Annotated in this window: 17 protein-coding genes; 14 read left to right on the top strand and 3 right to left on the bottom strand. The window is 58.9% G+C overall.

Annotation, left to right across the window (positions count from 1 at the left end; translation table 11 throughout):
• Positions 1–118 precede the first annotated feature (118 nt).
• The 4 genes from ATN37_RS07845 (at position 119) to ATN37_RS07830 (ending at position 6501) form a co-directional block, all read left to right on the top strand.
• Positions 119–2080: a hypothetical protein gene (locus ATN37_RS07845; RefSeq protein ID WP_064074612.1), complete on the top strand. Its 1962-nt coding sequence runs from the start codon at positions 119–121 to the stop codon at positions 2078–2080.
• Positions 2077–3810 (top strand): glycosyltransferase family 39 protein, encoded by a 1734-nt coding sequence (locus tag ATN37_RS07840; protein ID WP_218694980.1) that lies wholly within the window; start codon positions 2077–2079, stop codon positions 3808–3810. Before ATN37_RS07845 ends, ATN37_RS07840 begins: the two co-directional genes overlap by 4 nt.
• Before the next feature lie 46 nt (positions 3811–3856).
• Entirely contained in the window at positions 3857–5005 is a 1149-nt protein-coding gene (locus tag ATN37_RS07835) for a cellulase family glycosylhydrolase (protein ID WP_209907879.1), read from the top strand.
• Positions 5006–5577: 572 nt separating this feature from the next.
• Complete coding sequence (locus ATN37_RS07830; RefSeq protein WP_058038947.1) at positions 5578–6501, top strand: UTP--glucose-1-phosphate uridylyltransferase; 924 nt, start codon at positions 5578–5580, stop codon at positions 6499–6501.
• 99 nt (positions 6502–6600) lie between these two features.
• Here ATN37_RS07830 and ATN37_RS07825 read toward each other — a convergent pair whose 3' ends face one another.
• A complete protein-coding gene (locus ATN37_RS07825) occupies positions 6601–6924 on the bottom strand; it encodes a helix-turn-helix transcriptional regulator (RefSeq protein WP_223304618.1) in 324 nt (107 codons plus the stop codon).
• Positions 6925–7272: 348 nt separating this feature from the next.
• Between ATN37_RS07825 and ATN37_RS07820 the strand changes: the two genes are divergently transcribed.
• Positions 7273–8436: an O-antigen ligase gene (locus ATN37_RS07820; RefSeq protein ID WP_064443233.1), complete on the top strand. Its 1164-nt coding sequence runs from the start codon at positions 7273–7275 to the stop codon at positions 8434–8436.
• A 13-nt stretch (positions 8437–8449) separates the two neighbouring features.
• Here ATN37_RS07820 and ATN37_RS07815 read toward each other — a convergent pair whose 3' ends face one another.
• Together ATN37_RS07815 and ATN37_RS07810 are read right to left on the bottom strand one after the other, a co-directional pair.
• The gene (locus ATN37_RS07815; protein WP_058038950.1) at positions 8450–9901 is read right to left on the bottom strand and encodes a glycosyltransferase; all 1452 of its coding nucleotides are present in this window, start codon (positions 9899–9901) and stop codon (positions 8450–8452) included.
• A complete protein-coding gene (locus tag ATN37_RS07810; RefSeq protein WP_223304619.1) occupies positions 9895–11361 on the bottom strand; it encodes a hypothetical protein in 1467 nt (488 codons plus the stop codon). Before ATN37_RS07810 ends, ATN37_RS07815 begins: the two co-directional genes overlap by 7 nt.
• Before the next feature lie 850 nt (positions 11362–12211).
• Here ATN37_RS07810 and ATN37_RS07805 point away from each other — a divergent pair.
• The 9 genes from ATN37_RS07805 to ATN37_RS07765 all read left to right on the top strand — a co-directional run bounded on the left by ATN37_RS07805 (position 12212) and on the right by ATN37_RS07765 (position 21833).
• The gene (locus ATN37_RS07805) at positions 12212–13732 is read left to right on the top strand and encodes a sugar transferase (protein ID WP_064443494.1); all 1521 of its coding nucleotides are present in this window, start codon (positions 12212–12214) and stop codon (positions 13730–13732) included.
• Between the two features lie 92 nt (positions 13733–13824).
• A complete protein-coding gene (locus ATN37_RS07800) occupies positions 13825–15000 on the top strand; it encodes a glycosyltransferase (protein ID WP_082661466.1) in 1176 nt (391 codons plus the stop codon).
• A gap of 50 nt (positions 15001–15050) precedes the next feature.
• The gene (locus ATN37_RS32910; RefSeq protein WP_080657158.1) at positions 15051–15554 is read left to right on the top strand and encodes a DapH/DapD/GlmU-related protein; all 504 of its coding nucleotides are present in this window, start codon (positions 15051–15053) and stop codon (positions 15552–15554) included.
• A 17-nt stretch (positions 15555–15571) separates the two neighbouring features.
• Entirely contained in the window at positions 15572–16861 is a 1290-nt protein-coding gene (locus ATN37_RS07790; protein ID WP_075832469.1) for a glycosyltransferase, read from the top strand.
• Positions 16858–17397, top strand: a complete 540-nt coding sequence (locus ATN37_RS07785; RefSeq protein WP_064443236.1) for a DapH/DapD/GlmU-related protein — start codon at positions 16858–16860, stop codon at positions 17395–17397. Before ATN37_RS07790 ends, ATN37_RS07785 begins: the two co-directional genes overlap by 4 nt.
• A gap of 70 nt (positions 17398–17467) precedes the next feature.
• The gene (locus ATN37_RS07780) at positions 17468–18679 is read left to right on the top strand and encodes a lipopolysaccharide biosynthesis protein (RefSeq protein WP_158170310.1); all 1212 of its coding nucleotides are present in this window, start codon (positions 17468–17470) and stop codon (positions 18677–18679) included.
• A complete protein-coding gene (locus tag ATN37_RS07775; RefSeq protein WP_158170309.1) occupies positions 18672–19736 on the top strand; it encodes a polysaccharide pyruvyl transferase family protein in 1065 nt (354 codons plus the stop codon). The genes ATN37_RS07780 and ATN37_RS07775 overlap by 8 nt, the downstream gene beginning before the upstream one ends.
• A gap of 100 nt (positions 19737–19836) precedes the next feature.
• A complete protein-coding gene (gmd, locus tag ATN37_RS07770; protein WP_181991934.1) occupies positions 19837–20868 on the top strand; it encodes a GDP-mannose 4,6-dehydratase in 1032 nt (343 codons plus the stop codon).
• A complete protein-coding gene (locus ATN37_RS07765; protein WP_054187555.1) occupies positions 20865–21833 on the top strand; it encodes a GDP-L-fucose synthase in 969 nt (322 codons plus the stop codon). The genes gmd and ATN37_RS07765 overlap by 4 nt, the downstream gene beginning before the upstream one ends.
• Positions 21834–21844 lie beyond the last annotated feature (11 nt).

The following is a 21844-nucleotide window of genomic DNA, read 5'->3' as shown; positions in this document are numbered from 1 at the left end:
GTTTGTTTGTCCGTAACGGTGCGATCGGACCTGCGACCGTCGCGAACTGGCGAGATTGCTACTCGTGATTTGTGTTTGGTGATTGCGCGGAAACAAGAAATGTCGAGGAGACACGCTGATGGGCCACTCTCGAACCTGGCTGACGCGCGCGCTGGCAATGCCGGTGGCTGTCGCGGTCACTTTGTTGCTTCCGCTCGGGAGTGTCGCCTCCGCCCAGGATTTCGAGGACGACGCAGATACTTCGGTGGCCGCCGCAGCCACAACTCCGATCTCCTTCACCGAACTCGGACGAGGAACAGACATCGTGTTCTCCTCCGATGACGCACCCGTCTTGGTGACCGTGCCGGTGCCGGACGGACTCACCGCAACAGCCGTGACCGGAATCCTGACCGCCCCGACCGACTTCAGTAGGGGTTGGCTCGAAGTGACTGCGGACGGCAGATTGGTGAGCCGCGTCGACTTCGACGCCGGGCAGGCCGGAACCGGCCTACCGATTTCGGTTCCGTTGCAAGGTCTCGAAGTGGTCGACCGGAGCGTGACCGTGTCGATGATCGCTCACCTCGTTCCCGTCGACGACCGCTGCTACGACCGAACGAGATACCAGCCCCTTGCGCTCCGGGATGCCTTTGTCGCCTACGACGGTGCCGAGCAGCAGCCCACGACTGTTGCAACCTTCTTTCCGCCGATTTTGAGGAAGGCAACCATCTACGTCACGGATGGTTCGTCACGGTCACAGCAGAGTGCGGCTCTGCAGCTGAGTGCAGCGATTGTCAACAAGTACGGAAGTCAGCCTGACGCCGTGGTGGTGGAGCAACTGCCGAACGGCCAGAGTCTGCCGTCCGCTGAGCCGGGACTTTTCGAGAGAGCTGTAGTGCTCGGCAACAGTGGGGACGCCGGCATCGATCTCGCGGCTGCTCCGAGTGCTGCACCAGTGCTGCGAATTTCAGGGGACGACAAGACCCTCGTTCCTCAGGTCAGTCTGTTGGCGGCGAACTTCGACGGTTACTGGGCGGCGAGCAGGGCGCTCGCGTCACCGGACAACACAGTTGCCCAGATTTCCCAGGACGCCATCACCGTCGGTGAGCTGAAGCTCGGAACGTTGACGGCTTCCGGTCTCAATCACATCGAGGTCGACGTCCCGTTCAGCCAGTCGCAACTGGGGCGTCCGATGAAGGACGTGTCGATCCGAATGATCGGTTCCTATGTACCGCTGCCGAATTCACGCAACGGAGAACTGTCGATTTCGCTGGGGGACTCACGGCTTGCTTCGCAGACGGTGAACGAGACAGGGCGCTTCGACATCGGCGTCGATGTTCCGAACGAACTCCTGCGTCGTGACCTGACCTTCGAGGTCTCGATGGATGTGACCGGCGACTTCCAATGCGGCACCAGTAGCCCGTCTTCGCTCACTGTCGATCCGGCAAGCACCATCACGTCCACTACCGGATTCCCGCCGACGCCTGGAGGATTCCAGGCATTACCGCAGTCGATGCTGCCCACACTCGATGTCGGTTTGAGTCACGGTGATTTCGCAGATCTCGTTCGCGCGCAGCGCCTCGTTGTGGCGATGCAGCGGTTGAGCTATCTGCCGCTGCAACCGCGTGTGCTCCCGTTCGGCGACGCGGCGACCAGTTCGCTGCCGGCGTTGTTGATCGCGGCGGACGGGAAGCTTCCCACTCCGGTGGCTCTACCCATGGACACAGCAGATCAAGGGCTCCTGCGCTTGCAGGGTCTGGAATTCGGTGGACAATACGGTGCCTTGCAGGTGGTTTCGGGTTCGCACAACGAAGTGGTGGCGCTGACCTCTGAGGGTGATGCGGCCGATGCCGACGGTCTGCTCAACTGGTTGGAAGGTGGGAAGGACCGGTTCGCAGAACTGACCGGCGATCTCCTGGTCGCGCCTCGGGGAAGTGAGCCCTTCGATGTCGGAGTCAACGTCGCCCCGTTGGGCACCGCGACCTCGGCCGAAGAGGAGACCGGACTGAGCGCGGTCACGATCGGCTGGATCGGATTCGGGACCGTGGTTCTGATCGCTGTTGCCGTCGGTGGTGTGCTCGTGGCTCGGCGTCGCGGACAGTGACCGTCACCGATCGCCCGGGCCTGTCCGTCGCGGTCCACGATCTACCGGGCCGCAAGCCATGGCGGATGTTCGTCGCGCTCTTCGCGATCTACACCGCGTTGGGCGTGTGGATGAACGCGGGTATCGGGTTCATCTTCACCGATTCGCTCAGCCGCGTCGCCGCGGTGTCGGCGATGCTGCTCAGCCGTGATCCGCACTTCGCGGCGATCGGGTTCGTGTTCACCCCGTTGACGGCGGCAGTCCAGATTCCGATGGGCCTGATGGGTCATTGGTGGCCGGATCTGCTGCGGTGGAACATCACTGCGGTCGTGATGTCCGCGGCCTTCATGGCTGGTGCTGTGATTCAGGTACGTGGGATCAGCCGCGACCGTGGGTGTGCGCGATGGGTCACCGTCGTCCTGACCGTGCTGTTCGCTGTCAACCCGATGATCGTCATGTACGCGGCGAGCGGAATGAGCGAAGCTCCGTTCCTCTTCTTCGTTCTGTGGGCGACACGTCGATTGATTCGGTGGATGCGAAGCGACGACGTACACGACCTCATCGGTGCCGGCCTCGCTTTCGCTCTGGCGTACCTCACCAGATACGACGCATTGGCCCCGCTGTTCGTCGCGGTGGTGCTGGTGACCGTGGTGAGTTGGCTTCGTTTCCGTCCGACTGCTGAGGAGCGCGGCGAGGGCGCGGGGCCTGGCTTGCGGCTCTGGGCAGCAGCCCTCGACGGTGCCGTAGTGCTGATGCCGGGATTCCTTGCCTTCGCCTTGTGGTCGTTTGCCAGTTGGCTCATCACAGGTCAAGCGTTCCAACAGTTCTCGTCGGTCTACGGGAACAGTTCCATCCTGGAGCAGGCTGGTGCCGGAACCGACTCACCGATCGCCCGTCTTGCGTTCTCGATTACCGAAATGGCCGTACTCGGCCCGGCGCTCCCGGTGCTCGCGGTCCTTGCAATCATCTACGCACTTCGGCGGCGCGACACCGAAGTGGTCGTGCCTCTTGTGTTGTTCGGCGCCATCCTCGGTGCCCAAACCTTGCTCTACGTGATGGGATCGACGTTTCCCCTTCTGCGCTTCTACATTTCGATCATTCCGCTGTGTTTCGTGTTGGTCGTCCTGATCGCACCTCGCGGAGCGCCGGTCGTCACGCGTCGACCGGGGGCTACTGCGTCACGCTCGGTATCGACGTACCCCGAGCAGTCGGGACCCTCTCTGCCCCTTGTGATCTCTCTGTGCTTGCTGGTCGGGTCGACGCTGGTCACGTTTGTCGCGATGGGTAATGCGCGGATCGCAGTGCTCGAGCATTCCATTGCCAGTGCGATCATTCCGGGCCGGCAGAACCTGGAGGAGCAGACGAATCTGCGCACGTTTGCGGCCGAGCGTCGCATCGCCAGATACCTGGACGACTTGGCTCTGCCGGAGGGGTCGGTTCTGCTCGACACCGTGCAGAGCTATGCCGTCGTGGCGTCGTCGGACAACCCTCGGCAATTCGTCGTGCCTTCCGATGCGGACTTCGTGCGCGTACTGAACAACCCCGCCGAACATCACGTCGAATACATCCTGTCGGTGCCGAACACCGGTCGCGGTGTGTCGGACGCGGTCAATCGGCGCTATCCGACGATGTACGACACCGGGGCCGGCGGTGTGGGAGCGCTGGTACTCGAGGTTCCCAACGACGGCGGCATGGACCCTTCGGCCTGGCGTTTGTATCGCGTCACCGGTGAACGGCAAACGGGTCGATGAGGCAATTCGTGTGGGAGGATTGTCCGTATGACGTGGATGGTTGTAGATGTCTTCTGAAGAAGTGCGTCCGCGTGTGCGTGGCACAGTGCGTCGCCGCATCGCTGCCGCTGTAGTCAGCTTCGCAACCGTCGCGGTGGTGACAGGAATGTTCACGACGCCGGTGGTTGCCGATTCGCCCAAGACGGTTCGGGTGGGAGCGTCGTCGAGCGGACTGACGCTCGACGGACAACCATGGTGGCCTACCGGGCTGAATGCTTATCAACTGGCCACTGATTGGTCGGTGAACTTCGGCTGTGGCGCCATGGTCGATCTCGATGCCTACTTCGGTTCTCTGCCACCGAACTCCGTCACGCGTTTCAACGCGTTCCAGGCGCTCGCGGTGAACAAGGTGTCCGGGGAGATGGATTTCGGCCCGATGGACGCGGTGTTCGACGCTGCGGCGCGACACAATCAGTTCACGATTCCGGTGCTCTCACCCCAGGACAGCGGGTGTGATGACGGGCTGTTCAAATCCAGGGACTGGTACACCGACGAGTGGAAGGTCGCGAACCTGATCCCAGGTCGAGCCACCATGAGCTTCCAGGACTGGATGCACACCGCCGTCGACCGTTGGAAGAACGAGCCTTCCGTCGCGGCGTGGGAATTGGTGGGGGAGCCGGAACCGAGCCTGTGTACCGATGCCGCCTGCAATTGGTGGACAAGAACGTGCCCGTCTGATTCCGCGCAGGTGTTGCGGGAGTTCTTCGACACGGCAGGCGCCGAACTTCGGGCGATCGATCCGAACACCCTGATCACGGCCGGATACGTCGGGGGCGGTCAGTGCGGCACTGCGGGTGACGACTACCAGTACGTGAGCGAGTCCGACTTCGTCGACGTTCTGCAGTATCACGACTACGGAGCAGACGGGGTTCCGCTTCCGGGCGACCAGTGGAACGGACTGGCGCGTCGCATCGAACAGGCCGCGAACGTCGGGAAGCCGTTGTTGGTCGCCGAGACAGGCGAATTGGCAGGCAGTTGTGAATCACTGGCGACCAGAGCCACGAATATCGAGACGAAGCTGACGGGGCAGAAGGTGGCCGGTACGGCTGGAGCTCTCCTGTGGGCATTCGTGCCGGATCCACGGCCGAACGAATGCACAATGGATATCGGGCCTGACGATCCACTCTTCGACGTGATTGCTTCACTGGCAAGTTAGGACACTGCTAGTAGTCCACTGGGAGTTCCATCCAGTGGGAGTATGGTCACGATTTGATAACAACCTGAATCTGGTGTTGTGGCGTGATGACCGTATTTCGTTCGTATTCAATGGTATTCAGTGGCATTCACCTGTGGATAACCGAACTTGAAGACGGGTGAAGTCGCACGGGACCATCGATGCGACGCTTCCAGGACCTTCGTCCGGGTCGGCTGGGGACGGTCCGGTTGAGGTGCTGAGTTCGGAAGTTGTGTCGTACCTGTCTCTTTGGCCAGTTGCTACGTCCCGCCGTGGTCAACGTCGAAATACGATCACAACCGTTCGCCGCGGTAACGGGTAGTGCGCGGAGTGCGGCGTGCCCCTCGTGGAAGTGACATCGAGGGGTGGTGTGTAGCTCTCCCGCGCAACGAATTCCGAGTTCGAGTCAACTTGCGGCGGCATCGGCCGCCCGGTAGACCTTGTGCGCAGGCTGTACATGCGATGTGAGCTTTCGGTCGTCGAAATGAGGGGACGACCGCTGCATGCGCGTAACGGTAAGTGTGTGGAGCATCGTGTGAGCGGAGAGGTGAACGATGACTGGGTGCGCTGAACGGCCTTTCAAGACTGCTGTGGTGCCGGCTGCCGGGATGGGGACTCGTTTCCTCCCGGCCACCAAGACGGTTCCGAAAGAGTTGCTCCCCGTGGTCGATACACCCGGGATCGAGCTGGTCGCAAGCGAAGCGGCGCAAGCAGGCGCGGAACGTCTGGTAATTGTCACTGCGCCGGGCAAGGCATCGGTCGTCGGGCATTTCGTCGAGGACCTGGTGCTCGAGGGCAAGCTCGCCGCCAGCGGGAAGCACCATCTACTCGAGCGTGTGCGTCGGGCCCCGGGCCTGATCTCGGTGGAGCCGGTTGTGCAAGAGTCTCCGCTGGGATTGGGACACGCTGTCGGTCTGGTCGAATCGGTGCTGGATGCGGACGAGGACTCGTTCGCGGTGCTGCTTCCCGACGATCTGGTCCACCCCTGCGGCATTCTCGACGCGATGGCGAAGGTACGTGTCGAGCGTGGTGGTTCTGTGCTGTGCGCGTTCGACGTCGCGCCCGATCGTGTTGGGGCCTACGGAGTATTCGACGTCCAAACACCTGTGGAGGGCAGCGATCCCGATGTACTTGCCGTCGTCGGCATGGTCGAGAAGCCGGCTCCTGAGGATGCTCCGTCCACTCTCGCCGCGGCCGGACGATACCTTCTCGATCGCGCCGTGTTCGACGCGCTCAGACGAATCTCACCCGGGCAGGGTGGCGAACTACAACTGACGGATGCGATAGCGCTGTTGATCGCGGAGGGGCATCCGGTTCACGTCGTCGTCCATCACGGAACCCGCCACGATCTTGGTAACCCGGGAGGCTTTCTGCGAGCATCTCTCGACCATGCGCTCAGTCGCACCGAGTACGGACCGGAGTTGCGAGTCTGGCTCAAGGAACGATTGGATCAGCCGGATCCGCAGTTGACGTACTGAATAATGCCGTCCATGACAGCTGAGGTCGAAATATGTTTTGGTGCACGAGAATCTGCACCATGTTCGGCTAGCGCGTATGCGAATGTCGGTAGCCCGGATTCATTCACTTTGTCGGTCGATACCGCGTCGGGTGAGTTCGTCCACCAGGGACTGTGTCGAAATCGTCGCGACGATCGACGGTGGAGTCATCCCCGGCTCCGCTTCCTCAGAGGTCAGATAACCGGCGGCTACGAGGACCTCCATGATCGGAGCGTCGAAGACCTGACATGCCGTCCGCATCGTGTCCTGCGTGGGAGGGCGTTTAGCCGACAGCCATCGACTCAGCTCGGAAGGTCGAATCTTCAGCGCACGCGCAGCTTCCTGGATGTCGCCGAACGAGCGAAGTTCCAGTTGATTCTCGACCCATGCGGAGAAACCACTCATAGCGGTCATATTGCCTGAGCCGAGACGTATATGCCACTTCCTTTCGGCCACGAGTCGAGGACAATTGGATATCTGCCATGTCGTGGCAAAGTTTTGCGTCGACGATTCGCTTATTTGCAGTTACGCGACGTTGCCGACAGAGGATGACTTCTGCGCTGAGCGGGGATTATTCAGCCCGGCGTCGGCGAAGGGTGAAATCGAGGGTGAAATGCAAAAAATTCGATTGTCGGAAGCAGGAACTCAATGACAACGCCGAGTCAAGTCAGACCTCAAGGTCTTCGGAATGATGCCGCTTCGACGGCAGGGCGAACAGGCAGAATTCCTTTGTCGCCGACTACCGCTGTGTGGATGGCGATCGCGATCGCAGTTCCGATATACCGCTCGTTGCCCGGCGCCGTCACGCAGTTGTGGGCGATGGCAGTGCTTGCGGTCATCGTGGCGTCAGTAGCGCTGGGACGAGTTGCTCGGCCGCAGTTTGTCGGCGTCTGGTTGACCGCCGGCTACGCCGCTCTCGTCGCAACGGTAACAGCGACGCGTGGCAATGATATCGGCGGAAATCTTTATGTTGGAATCCAACTTTTCATAGTTCTCGGGCTCGGAATATTTGTGATGGTCGCCAATGTCCGGCGTGATCCGGGTTTTGTCAGGCGTGTATGCATTGCGTTCATAGCAAGCCAATCGGTTTCTGCTCTGGCCGCCGCTATCCAATTGGCCGGTTCATCCGTCTTCGGTTTCGGTGTTGTGAACGGTCGTGCTCCAGGTCTGGCAGGTCACCCGAACGTTCTGGGCATCATGTCCTCACTTGCGCTGATTCTGTGCCTGGGGGCTGCAGTGCGAAAGGTAGGAAATCGGGTCGTTCTGGTGCTGATATCGATTGTGAACGCGGTGGGACTGCTGGCAACCGGTAGTTTGAGTTCGTTGTCGGCATGCGCGATCGGATTGATCGTCGTGGCGATTTCTTCGCGAGTGAAGATCACCACCATCGTCAAGAGTTTTGTCGGCGCCTCTGTTCTCTTCTGGGTCGCAATCACCTACACCGAGTTCGGAAAGCACCTGGAGACGCCGGCCGATCGATACCTTCAGGTCACAGGGCAGACCAAAGCCGTCAGCACACTCGAGATCCGTAACGACACTTACGGATTCGCTTGGGATGCTATTCGCGCGCATCCGCTGTCCGGGGTGGGTCTGAACGCTGCCAATGCGGCCTCGTTCGACAACGTCACAGTCGTCCACAATGTGTTTCTACGGTCTTGGTACCAAGGCGGGGTGGTGCTTGCCCTGGCTGTGGGACTCATCATCTGCGCGACGGCATTGGTTGCGTTCAGATCGATGAAGTCCGGCAAGAACGCCGCCGCGGCCGGCGTGCTGGTCGCGATGATGACATTCGCACTGACCTCGGCATTTTTCGAGCAGGCGTACTACTGGCTACCGGTCGTACTCGCGTTTGCATGTCTTTCGGCCGGCAGTGATCGGACCGCAAGCTTCAAAGCTCACCCGCGCAACAAGAGTTGATCGGGAATTGAGCTTACGTGTTCAAGCCATGGAAGGTCTTCTCCCAGTAAGACGGGTTGCGTATCAACTGATATGTGCCTTTGATGGCTGCGATGCTCATCAAGACCCAGTAAAGCGGAGCGGTCAGGCAAGCTATCAGCAGCATAGGATTTCGCGTCTCTCGGCATGCCACCAGGTTCATGTAAAGGACTGCGGCGTTACCGAATACGAGTGACACGAGGGCGGGAAAATAGACGTAGTTGGGAAACACGTCGTGGATGACCTCGGGCTGGCCGAGAATCCAACCCAGACTGATCAGCCAGAACGCCATGTTCAGTGTCGCCACAATGGGTGTCCCCGCCATCAAGATGGTGAAGCGTAGAAATCCGACCGTGCCGAGTCCGCGCCACAGTTTCACAGGTTGACGCATGTGAACCAACCAAGTCTGCAGGTAACCCTTGTACCAGCGTGAGCGTTGTCGGATCCAGTTGATCGTGTCGCTGTTGGCCTCCTCCAGCGTCGTCGAGTTCAGAACAGCGGTCCGGTAGCCGCTCTCCGCGATGCGAACTCCGAGATCTGCGTCCTCCGTGACGTTGAAGGGGTCCCAGGCGCCGATCTCGTCGAGCACACTTCGTCGAAGGTGATTGGACGTGCCTCCCAAGGGAATCGGTGACTGACTGCGCATCAGTCCTGGGAGGATGAAATTGAACCAGAGGGCGTAGTCGGCCGTGAACCACGCGGTCAACAAATTCTGAGTCCCGTTGTGAAATGCGAGTTTCGCCTGAACGCACGCGGTATTCGATGGAAGCTTCGCGAAGGTTGCCACCACACGGCGTAACTGGAGCGGATCCGGTGAGTCCTCGGCGTCGTAGATGGTGATTATCTCGCCCGTAGAGAAGTGCAATCCGTAGTTGCAGGCTTTGGGTTTGGTGCGCGGATCTGCAGCAGGGACCTTCAAGATACTCACCACGGCATCGACTCCGGCGGCAGTCGCCGCGTCGATGGTGACGGTGTCATCCTCTTCGAGGAGCAACAGCACCTGCAATTTGTTCGAGGGGTAGTCGATCGCACGCATAGCGGAAATCAGGTCTCCGACTACTTCCGGCTCGTTGTACGCCGGCACAAGGATTGTGTAGTGCGGTAGTTCTTCATCGGAAAGCGAGCTTGCCTCCTGATCGCTGATCGTCACGATCGAGGAGGCATCCAGACCTCGTGTGAACAGCACTAGGCGATCCACCATCGCCCATACGTACCCGAGCGTGCATGCCAATGTGAGAACGATGAGCGTGGGAGTAAGGAAGAAGACCAGACACACAACGGTGATCACGAGAATCAGGAACAGGATGTTGCGCTGCCACGGATAGAACGCAACTGATGCCGACGAAATCGGTTTACGTTCACGCAGTCCGTTCACAGCATCGTGAAGTGCAACTCGTTTGAATTCTTCCGAGCTTTCGTCCTCAACCGAGAGATCGGGATCTACCACTTCTGTGCCTCCACGACAAGCCTTCCGAGGGACTGGAGCATACCTAGATCCTTGTACTGAGATTCGCTGTCGACAGTAGATATCCTGCCTCTGAGTAGAACTGCCAAGGTGTTGCTTCCATTCGAAGCCATCGATGGTTTCGGTTCGGGGAACAAGGCATTCGGTTCATGATTGTCCACTGTCAAGAGTGTGACGCGTTGTGCGGCACCGTCGCCGCGTGTCCACACGAAATTGAGGTTGCTCCAGGTGAGTAGGAGGGAGTCGTCGACAACTGTGTACATTTCCGCGACAACTCCACGAGTCAACTCAACTCGTACGGTGGGGCTGACACGTGCGTTCTGGAGATCATAGGTTGTATTGCTCGGATAGACAGACAGAGTAGACGGGCGACGCACTTGAACAACGTCCATTTGGACGGTGCGTGGTCGCATCTGGGTGTCCCAGGCAGGGTTGGGTGTGTCAGCACGAATTGTCTGGCGAGTGAGTGCCGAGGTGGAACCGAAGTATTTTCTCGGCCAATCGTATTCGTCGGTTGAGATCTCACGCCAACCGGCGGGGACGATGAGGCGTGGATCAGCAGTCGCCGGCGGACCTACTGAGACCGGAACGCTCTGAGTGGTGGGCACTGGCGTAAAAAACATCACGATTGCCGCGGCGAACACCACCAGGATCGTCCAGTTGCTGGTTGACGTCGAGGGATTCCGGAGCGGACGCTCGAACGGCTTCCATGACCTTCCACGTCGCTCGTACAGGTAGAAGAACCCGCCTACCAGTAACGCACTACCTATTGCTGGTAGCAGCTGGACGCTGAACAAGGGTGCAGTCGGGTACTGCCGCGAGAGGTAGTAGACCAAGGCAGCACCCAGGACGGACGAAGCGACGAACCCGGCGAATCCCCGTCTCCAGGTCCTACTGACGGCGATCGTCGTTGCGGCCGAGGCGACCAGCACCATGATGATGCTGTAGTCGAATCGCGTGCCGCCGAGTTCGGTCGCCAGCGTGCGGTAGATGAGCGGCGCCAGGACGATCGGAACAACCCAGATTGCCCAGTAGCGGTTCACCGGACGCAGCCCGAACATGAGAACCGCTGCGCTCCAGACAAATACCCATGCCGCGATTACATCGATATGCATCAATTCATAGTTCTCGGCAAAACGTGGCATGAGGAGTGCCTGTAAACCCAGAGAAACAAGTAAGCCGATACCACCGACAATCTTGTCCGTCTCACGGTCGTGGATCGGAAGGTCCGGGCCGCGTCGCAAATCTGTTCCGACGGCGGCTATCAGGCAGAGCAAAGGGAGGACAAAAACGTATCCGATGGCGGTACCGCTCGCGGTGCTCCTCCACAAATTGGTCCAGGTGGGCCAGAAAGCAAAGATTGTCGCGGCTGCAATCATCAGCCAACGTACTGTGAGGCGGGGGATAATTCCCGACTGCGTGCGTAGGTCGCGAATCTTCAAGATATGTAGTCCTATTCGAACTGGTCGTCCACTCCGGCTGTGTCGGCTGCAGCGAGGTTGTGTCAGCGAACCCGACTTTGGTCGACCTTACGTGATCGATCACAAGGTGCGAATCCGAGCACCGGCCGCTGCGGAACGGCCGAAGCGGGGCAGAAATCCCACATATTGAGACGAAGGAAAGTTTTCTTTTCGGAGCTTGCTTGTTGCGAACTGGACGAGTGACCTGATCTTGTTTCGATGTTGAAGCCTGTATCAGCAAGGGCTGTAGGGCTATTCGCCTTCGAATTGCACATCGAATCGGCAATAGGGACCAAGATCCCTGCCGGGGACGTAGGTCCCCAACGGCGCAGGCACCTTATGTCGGCGAAAGTCATTGCGTTGGTTACCAATGGAAATGATCCTCTATTCAGGCCGTATCGGTAATGCGTTGCCCTGTGGCAACCGCCTACTGACGAGTAAGGTCCTTCGCTTTGCCGCACTTTCGTCGAAGTAACGCGATAGTTGCCTCTGAATCGATCTTTCGTTCTGTTGTTCCAGGCGCTCCGCCTCCGAACGGTGAGAGGCAAAGCGCTTGCGTTGCGGCCACATTGGAATAGGTAGGGGTGCGGGCGACTACAGGCCTGAACTGGGGCGACTTTGCGTTTGATCCTGCGCGCGGACAGTGCTGAAATGTAATCCACTCGGAGCGTGAGAGCGTTCCGATTCTCGAACAATTGCACTCTTCGGATCGAAGCGAGCAATTTGCTGTTCCAGTGGATTGCTCAAATCTGGTGAATCACGCTCAACACCTGTCAACGACACACGGATTCAACGACACACGGATTCCACGAATGAGGAAGGGGCTGATCACGTGACGGCGCTCGACGTGTCCACACTGGGCAAGACCAAGCACACGCTTCCCCGCGCAGTGCCCGACCTCCGCCGCGGATCGACTTCTCGGAGGGAATGGGAAACGGCGTACCGCAGAAGGCTGTTCCTGGGCGATTCGGTGATCATCGTGGCGACGGTTTTCCTGGCTCAATGGCTGCGATTCGGTGGAGACAGCCGCGCAGTGAGCCCCGGAATCCTCGGGCAACTCAGCTACACCGGTGTGTCAATTGCATTGGCGGCGATGTGGTTATCGTCGTTGGGGATCTTTCGCACTCGCTCGATTCGTGTGATCGGCAGCGGACCCGAAGAGTACAGGCGAATCTTCGTCGCGACAGTTCGCCTCTTCGGACTCATTGCGATTGTCAGCTTGCTGTTGCAGTTGGACATCGCGCGGCTCTATCTGGCCTTCGCATTTCCTGTCGGTCTGACCGCGCTGATGGCGAGCCGCTGGATCTGGCGAAAGGTGATTGCGAGGAAGCGCTCGCGCGGCGATTTCCAGACGTCCGTCTTAGTCGTGGGAAGCCCGGTTGCAGTCAAGAAAATGGCCCAAACCTTCGAACGAGCTCCCGGTGACGGGTACCGGGTCGTGGGCGTCTGCCAACCCAGTCAACTAGGTCGTCGCGACAGAGTCATCGTGGTCGACGGCAACGAAATACCGGTCCTCGGGGACGAGCACGATGTGACCGACGCACTCGACTTGGTCGGAGCCGATGCGGTGGCGGTTACGGCGACGGAACACCTCGGCTACGACGGTATGCGGAAACTGGCCTGGGATCTGGAGTGTAAGGACGTCGATCTTGTTGTGGCACCGGGAATCCTGGATGTTTCCGGTCCGCGACTGTCGATGCGGCCGGTGGCGGGCCTTCCACTGATTCACGTCGAACGTCCGCGATACCACGGTGCTCAACGGTTCGCCAAGACAGCCTTCGACGTCGTTTTCGCATCTGTAATTCTCATTTTGATCAGTCCCGTTTTGATCGTGACGGCGTTGGCAGTCAAGTTCACCAGTCGGGGTCCTGTGCTCTATCGGTCGGAGCGAATGGGATTGGACGGGGTTCCCTTTCCGATGCTGAAGTTCCGATCGATGGTTCAGAACGCAGATACGCAGGTCGACAGCCTGCTGTCGGATAACGAGGGCGCCGGTGTCCTGTTCAAGATGCGTGACGATCCTCGGGTTACCAAGGTGGGGCGCGTCATTCGAAAGTTTTCGATTGACGAGTTGCCTCAGTTCGTCAATGTGCTCCGGCGCGAGATGAGCGTAGTTGGTCCGAGACCGCCGTTGAGGCGTGAGGTAGAGGCATACGACGGGGCCGTGAAAAGGCGACTGCTGGTCAAACCGGGTATCACCGGTTTGTGGCAGGTGAGCGGGCGCTCGGATCTTTCGTGGGAAGAAACCGTTCGGCTGGATCTGTCCTATGTCGACAACTGGTCGATGGTCGGGGACGTGATGATCGTCGTGAAGACGCTCAAAGCCGTAATGGCTAGTGACGGCGCATACTGATCCGTTCAGTCAGTCTTTCGTATTCGTATCGCGAATCCGATTCGCCATTCCCGGCGAACCCTGCCTGGGATCCGAAGTAAGGGAACTGCGCAATGCACACTGGCCAATCGGTGGTGCTCGATGAGAACTTTGGGGGAGCAGGCTCGATGTCATCAAAAAAATACTCGATGTATTTGGCGGTGATTCCAACGTATCGGAATCCGTGCATCGAGGTGTTGCGTGAGATGGAGGAAGGAAATCTCGATATTCTGGCTTCGGACTACGGGTTGGATTCCACGGTACGAACTGGCATCGACACGGATTTCTACGACCGCGTTCGACGGATCGGAATCTTCGGTGACAAGGTTCTTCTTCAGGTGGGTTCTTGGAAAAATCCGCTTTCAGCGTCCGTGACTATCCTGGATTTGAACCCCCGTAGTCTCACATCGTGGAGTATTTTGGTCCTCCGACGAATAGCGCGTCGCCGTACTCTTCTTTGGGGCCATTTGCATCCCAGGCAAGGTTCTTCGTCGAAGACGGCTTTCCTTCGTAGAACGATGCGCCGCTTGTCTCAGGGGACCATTCTTTACGGGTACGCCAGTGTGGTCCCAGCCAAGCTCGAGGTTCCAGGCCAACCAGTTTGGGTTGCACCCAATTCTTTGTACAAACGCGCTGACATCAACGCTGGTAACACCGGTGAATCGCGTAAATCAATTGTCTATGTCGGCCGATTGGTTGCCGAGAAGAACGTCGATCAATTGGTTCCGGCTTTCCACCAATCAGGCCTCGTCGACGAGGGTGCCGTGTTGGAAATCGTGGGTTTCGGCAATGCGGTGGAAACGATAGAACGGCAAATTCTCGATTTAGGTCTGGAAGAGTCCGTTGTGGTACACGGACGCATTGAAAGTCCGATCGAACTTGCTGAAATCTACGCACGCTCAATCATGTCGATCTCTCCCGGATACGTCGGGTTGAGTGTCACTCAGAGTTTGGGATTCGGAGTCCCGATGCTGTACCCCGAGGACGCCCCGCACGCCCCCGAGATCGAACTTGCTGCTGTCGGTCCTATGCAGAGTTACTCACCGACGACCGAGGAGTCGCTGGCTGCGGCGCTGCGAGACTACTTCTTGCATCTTGTCTCCAATCCCGTTCCAGCGGAGAAAGTTTCAGCGAAGGTAGGGGATCTCTATTCCGCCGAAACCATGGCATCGGGGATCTCTGCTGCGTTGCGAGGTCAGGTCGTCGAATTCGACAATGAGGGATGGCCCAAGGAGATGGTCGTACGATGAGCAACCGATCACGCCTACCGTCAGGTGTCAGGCGAGCCCTTCGCGGAATAATGAATGGACTCGCAATATCGAACGGGAATGTTTCAGTAGGGCGCGACTTCAACGCCGGCCGTGGAGCCATCATCAGTGCGCCTCACCGGCTGAATATCGGCGATAATGTCAGCGTCGGACCCCGAACCGTTATTCAGGTAGACGGCTCCATCGGATCCCACGTCATGATCGGAATGAACGTCTACATCGTGGGGCGCGAAGACCACGCGATCGACGAGGTGGGTATTCCGATGCTCGCGTCGACGTGGGTGGGGGACCGTCAGCCTGGTGCACGCGATTCTGTCGAAATTGGAACAGACGTATGGATAGGCGCCTGTTCGGTGATATTGAGCGGTGTGAAGATCGGTGACGGTGCGGTTATCGGAGCCGGTTCGGTCGTGACGAACGACGTCGAGAGTTTCTCGGTGAATGTCGGAGTTCCGGCACGGAAAGTCGCCGAACGATTCGAGAGTGACACGCAGAGAAGTGCACACCTGCAAGCTGTGCACGGACTGCCGTCCTGAGTTAGCTGAAAAGGGAAATGAGCACGATGGATAATCAGGGAAATAAAATCCTGATCGTGGGAATCAACTATTCTCCTGAGCCAACCGGTATCGCTCCGTACACGGAGGGTTTGGCAAATGCGATAGCGGATGCCGGTGCTGACGTCAGGGTAGTGACAGGGTATCCGCACTATCCATTCTGGCGAAAGATGGATGGCTTCTCAGGTCTGTCTTCCGTAGAGCAGTCAGAAAATCTGACGGTTCAAAGACTTCGTCATTACATCCCCCGGAATCCCAGCTTCCTGCGAAGAATTCTGATGGAGGCAAGTTTCGCTTTGAGGGCGACCTGGGCGACTCTTTTCCATCGAGCAGACCTCATACTGTGTTTAAGTCCTACACTTTTGTCCTCGGCGGCATTTGTCATCAGGACCAGGCTCCTTCGATCGCGCACACCCGTGGTGCTGTGGGTGCAGGACTTCTACGGACTGGGCGCGTCCGAGACCGGTCAGCTGAGCGGAGGCCTGTCGTCTCTCGTCGATCGAGCCGAATCCTGGATCTTGCGAAAGTCCGATCACGTCGTCGTGATCCACCCGCGGTTCGCGAAGCATGCGCAGGACAACCTCGGAGTCGACTCGAGCAGCGTCACAGTCATCAGGAACTGGACCCACCTGGATCTCTCCCAGTCTGCCTGCACCCGAGAAGATTCGCGAAAGCGATTGGGCTGGGGGCCGGAACAGAAGATAGTTCTGCATGCCGGCAATATGGGTGCAAAGCAAGGGCTCGAGAACGTGGTGAACGCCGCGCATTTACTTGGGCCGCGCCAGTCCGACATCAAATTCGTACTGATGGGGGATGGGAATCAGCGGGCCCATCTCGAAGAGCTGTCCGAGGGATGCACCGGGATCGAATTCATGGATCCTGTTGGCGGCGAGGACTTCACCGATGTGCTGCGAGCAGCGGACGCATTACTTCTCAACGAGTTGGCCGATCTTCGCAGTATGGCCGTTCCGAGCAAACTTACATCGTATTTCGCTTCAGGGGTACCTGTCGTCGCGGCTACATCTTCGGACAGTGCCTCCGGCGAGGAGATCGCCCTGTCCGGGGCGGGAGTACGTGTTGACGCCGGAAATCCGGAAGCATTGGTACGTGAAATAGAGATGCTGGTTTCCGACCCCGTCCGTGCCGCTCAACTCGCGCGAAACGGGGGGGAGTACGTGCACGAAACCTTGTCTCCCGGCTCTGCCACCACCGCGTTCGGTGACCTCTTCGACGGACTCATCAATCGAGACAGTTTGCCGACTCGACCGACGCAAGCCCGAGCGCGATGACACACCCGCAGCTCTCCCTCGGCGAATTCACCGGGGCAGGATACGACAAGGGACGTCCGGCATCAGTGCAGGTCGCCTGGCTCGCGGTGGCACCACTGTTCCGGGCCTGGTTCGTGCCGGCACGCATACGAGTTGCCATTCTCAGACTGTTCGGCGCTGAGATCGGTGATGGAGTCCTGATTCGGCACGGCGTGAAGATCCATTGGCCGTGGAAACTGTCGATCGGTGATAACACTTGGGTGGGTGAGGGAGCATGGATCCTCAATCTCGAACCGGTGAGTATCGGGTCGAACAGTTGTGTCTCGCAGGACGTCTTTCTGTGCGCGGGCAGTCACAGCAGACAGTCACGGACTTTCGAGTTCGACAACGGACCGATCGTCATCGGCAACGGAGTGTGGATTGCGGCCAGGTCCACAATTCTCCGCGGCACGTCGGTCGGTGACCACTCGGTTATCGGCGCAAATTGCCTTGTTACATCCGATGTTCCGGCGAGTTCGATCGTCCGCGCCCCGGTTTCGTCGATCGGACGACCATGAAGGGCGCACGACCGCGCTGCGCCGGGGTTCCGCACGCGTTCGAGTGCCCGGGTGGTGGAACATGAAGGTGATGACGAACCCCTTGGTGGTTCAGTTCACGGGAATCGCCGGCGGACGTCTTGTCGGTGCGTTGATTCAGGCACTGAGTATGGTCCTACTCGCGCGTATCTCCGGTCCGTCCGGCTTTGGAATCTTCGCTGCGGCTTATGGTGTCGGACTGGTGCTTCAGACCATTCTGAACTTCGGGTTCACCCCATTTCTGGTTCGGATCCGTGCGTTGGGTGACCAGGAACCCCTCATCGCGTCGACCTTGGAGTTCTCGCGCCGCGCCAACCTGGCCGTCGGTGCATTGCTGGCATTTACCGCGGCGGTAGCCGCGGTCTTCGAGCCGAAGCTTTGGTTCGTAGTGCCGTTGACAGCTTGGGTTGTTCTGGACAATTACGTCGAGACGCTGCTCTCGCTACCACTCGCTGACGGGAATACCTGGCAGAACGCGGTGTCGTTGCTCCTCCGGCGAGCACTTGCTCTCGTTTTTGTTGCGGCCGCTTGGCTCGCAGGAGTCGACGCAGTGTTCTGGTATTCCGTGGGCCTCGCGTTCTCTTCGATGATCGCTGTCTTCGTGGCCATTCGGCTCGGACCGGCGATCACTCGTGTCAGATCGAGACGCTCGTACAAGTCGATCATCGGCAAGTCCTCGCACTTCTGGTTGAATTCCGTTGCTACTCAGACGCGCAACTTCGACGTACTGCTGGTTGGACTTGTCACGTCACCGGCCGTCTCCGGAATCTACGGCGTGACGAGTCGTATCACCACTCCGTTGCGGCTGATTCCCACATCGTTTGCGGCAGTTCTCATGCCTGCGGCGGCGCGCTCGACGACCGGGCGAATCACCCAGGGCATTCTGCGACCCGCGATGTACGTATGCATCGCAAGCGCGGTGATCTTCGGTGTGATCGCAGCTGTCATCCCTGTACTTGTTCCACCGATTTTGGGCGATGCGTACGTAGACGCGGTACCGGTAATGCAGGTCGTCTGCTTCAGTTTGATCTTCGCAGCGATCTCGTCCCAATTGAATGCGATCCTGCAAGGTACGGGCAGAGTTGAAATCGTCTCCTACATAACGGTTGTGAGCACCTTGATCTGCCTCGTCGGAATCGTGCTGGCTGCCCCCCGTTACGGGGCGCTCGGAGCGGGGTGGTCGCTCTCGCTCAGCTATGTACTTCAAACCGCATTGCTGACCTGTGTCGTTGTCGTTGCAATGAGGAGGGATCCCCATGCGTAGGTTCTTCATGAGTATCGCAGCAGCTCAGGGCAATCTGGGTGACATCGAGATACGCCGAACAGCAGTCGACTACATGCGTGAACTGGGGTTCAGACCCGTTGTATTTTCGGGCAGTATGAGCGCGGAGTACGTCGATGCCTTCGATTGGGAACCAACCGACGAGGTGATGGATTCGGGTATCAACTTCTGGCGAGCGATTTTGTCCGATACAGTGCGCCGAAAGCGGGCAGTGATCGTGATGGCACCTGGGCCGGCGGTTCTGGGGGCATCAGCAGCAAGCGTCGTCAAGCACTCGTTGTTGGTGACAGTCTTTGCGGCGCTTCGCATCTTCGGTACACGAGTCCTCGTTTTGGGACGGTCGATCGAGGTACGAAGCCCAATGGCGGCAGTACCCGAGAAGATCCTCGTCGGCGTAGCCGACGTCTACGCGGCACGTGACAAAAGGACGTGTGAGTACCTGCGAGGTAAGAGTCGGTTCTATCCCGATCTCGCGTTCGGGGCCGGTGTATCCGACGGAGCGAAGTCTGCTGGCCGAGAATCTGCGCGCCGAGAAATAGCCTTGCTTTCACTTCGGCATGACCGACCGGTGAACTACGCGTCCCTTCGGTCGATCCAAAGTCAGTTCTCGGCAAATGGTTTGGATTTGATGGCCTGTTGCCAGGTTGTCGAGGACGACAGCCACAACCGCGAAGTTGCTGCGACGCTGGGTATTCCCTACGTGGGATGGGACGATGACACGACCCATCGGCAACAGGAGTCGGCTGTCCGCGCCCTGTACGAGCGCGCCGCCGTAACCGTCAGTGACCGCCTCCATGTTTTGATCCTGAGCGCTCGAGGCGGATCGATACCGGTGATGTCGGGTAGTAGTTCGGTACCGAAGCTGAGGGATTCGCTGGAACCGGTACTCGCACCGCAGGCCTCCTGGATGGACGATGCGACGGGTGGCAGCTTGAATCTAGGGCACGACGAATCTACCCGAATCTCTCGCGGAATGGATTCCGCTGCCGCGGAACTGGAGGATCTGAGATCGCGGATCAAGGAGGCAGTAATGCCGTGAGGGTTTCTCAGTTCTGGTTGTGGGTTCGCTGCTCCCACACAACACAATTCGGCCGATGACTACTCGCAGACAAGTATCTGCTTCGAGGACGGAGTTTCAAGTGAAACGTGCACTGATTACCGGAATTACAGGCCAAGACGGTTCATACCTGGCCGAGCTGTTGTTGAGCAAGGGATACGAGGTCCACGGACTTATTCGTAGATCGTCCACGTTCAATACGGCTCGAATCGATCACATGTATGTGGATCCCCACACGCCGGATGCAAAACTGTTCCTTCATTACGGAGATCTCAGCGACGGGGCGCGTTTGGTCACTCTTCTCGCACAGATACGCCCGGACGAGGTCTACAACCTCGCAGCGCAGTCACATGTACGGGTAAGTTTCGACGAGCCCGAACATACCGGAGACACGACGGGAATCGGGTCGATCAGGTTGCTCGAAGCAGTCCGGATGGCTGGTCTCGAATGCAGGTTCTACCAGGCGTCCAGCTCCGAGATGTTCGGTGCGACACCGCCTCCGCAGGACGAGCAGACTCCCTTCTATCCGCGATCGCCGTACGGTGCAGCGAAGGTGTACTCGTACTGGATCACCAAGAACTACCGCGAGGCGTACGGGATCTTTGCCGTGAACGGAATTCTGTTCAACCACGAATCTCCGCGGCGAGGCGAAACATTCGTAACTCGCAAGATCACGCGAGCGGTGGCGCGGATCAAGGCCGGCCTGGAAAACGATTTGTACATGGGTAATCTCGATGCAATCCGCGACTGGGGCTACGCGCCGGAGTACGTGGAGGGAATGTGGAGGATGCTTCAGGCCGACGAGCCGGACGATTACGTGCTCGCGACAGGCGGTAACTACTCGGTCAAGGATTTCCTGACGGTGGCCTTCGAGCACGCGGGTCTGAACTGGGAAGATCATGTGCGCTTCGACGAGCGCTATCTGCGGCCGACGGAAGTAGATGCGTTGATCGGAGATGCAGGTAAGGCGGAGCAGAAGCTCGGCTGGAAGGCGACTGTACATACCCCCGAGCTGGCTCGAATCATGGTCGATGCGGACATAGAGGCTCTGAAGTGTGAGGGCAAGCCCTGGATCGACCGCCCGAACCTGGTGGATTGGGAGCATGCCCGATGACGGGGGAGTACGCGCAGAAGTCCCTCGATCGGAACGATGCGGTGTACGTCGCGGGCCATCGTGGACTCGTGGGTTCAGCGATCTGGCGTCGTTTGGAGGCCGACGGTTTCAATCGCCTTGTCGGTCGCACGTCCGCCGAACTCGATCTTCGCGACCGCGGTGCCGTGTTCGAGTTCTTCGCCGCCGAGAGGCCGAAGAACGTGGTCCTCGCTGCAGCCAAGGTGGGCGGGATACTGGCGAACAGCACACTGCCGGTGGACTTCATCTCCGACAACCTTCGCATCCAGGTGAACGTGATGGACGCGGCGGCCGAGTTCGACGTAGATCGCCTGCTGTTCCTCGGATCATCCTGCATCTACCCGAAATTCGCTCCTCAACCGATTCGCGAAGAATATTTGCTGACCGGTCATTTGGAACCGACGAACGATGCATATGCCATCGCCAAGATCGCGGGAATCCTGCAGGTACAGGCTGTTCGAAAGCAGTTCGGGCGTCCGTGGATCTCCGCGATGCCGACCAATCTCTACGGCCCGGGTGACAACTTCTCTGCCAAGGGCTCTCATGTGCTGCCAGCCCTCATCAGACGCTTCGACGACGCGCGCCGTGATGGAGCTGCTTCAGTCGTGAACTGGGGCAGCGGGACGCCGAGGCGCGAGTTTCTCCACGTCGACGACATGGCGGATGCCTGCCTTCATTTGCTCGACCACTATGACGGAGCAGAACACGTCAATGTTGGTACAGGCGAGGACCAGAGCATCGCGGAGATCTCTGCGATCGTGGCGGACGAGATCGGGTTCGACGGCGAGATCGAATGGGATCATTCGAAACCTGACGGGACGCCGCGGAAGTTGCTTGACATCGGGAAGCTTCGAGATTTGGGGTGGCAGCCCAAGATTGATCTTCGTGCGGGGATCGCATCGACCGTGGAGTGGTATCGACAGAACGTCGATTCGATCAGGACATGAAGTACTACAGC

The sequence above is a fragment of the Rhodococcus sp. MH15 genome, from assembly GCF_019266045.1.
Taxonomy (GTDB): domain Bacteria; phylum Actinomycetota; class Actinomycetes; order Mycobacteriales; family Mycobacteriaceae; genus Rhodococcus_F; species Rhodococcus_F qingshengii.
This window is presented reverse-complemented; position numbering and strand designations above follow the sequence as displayed.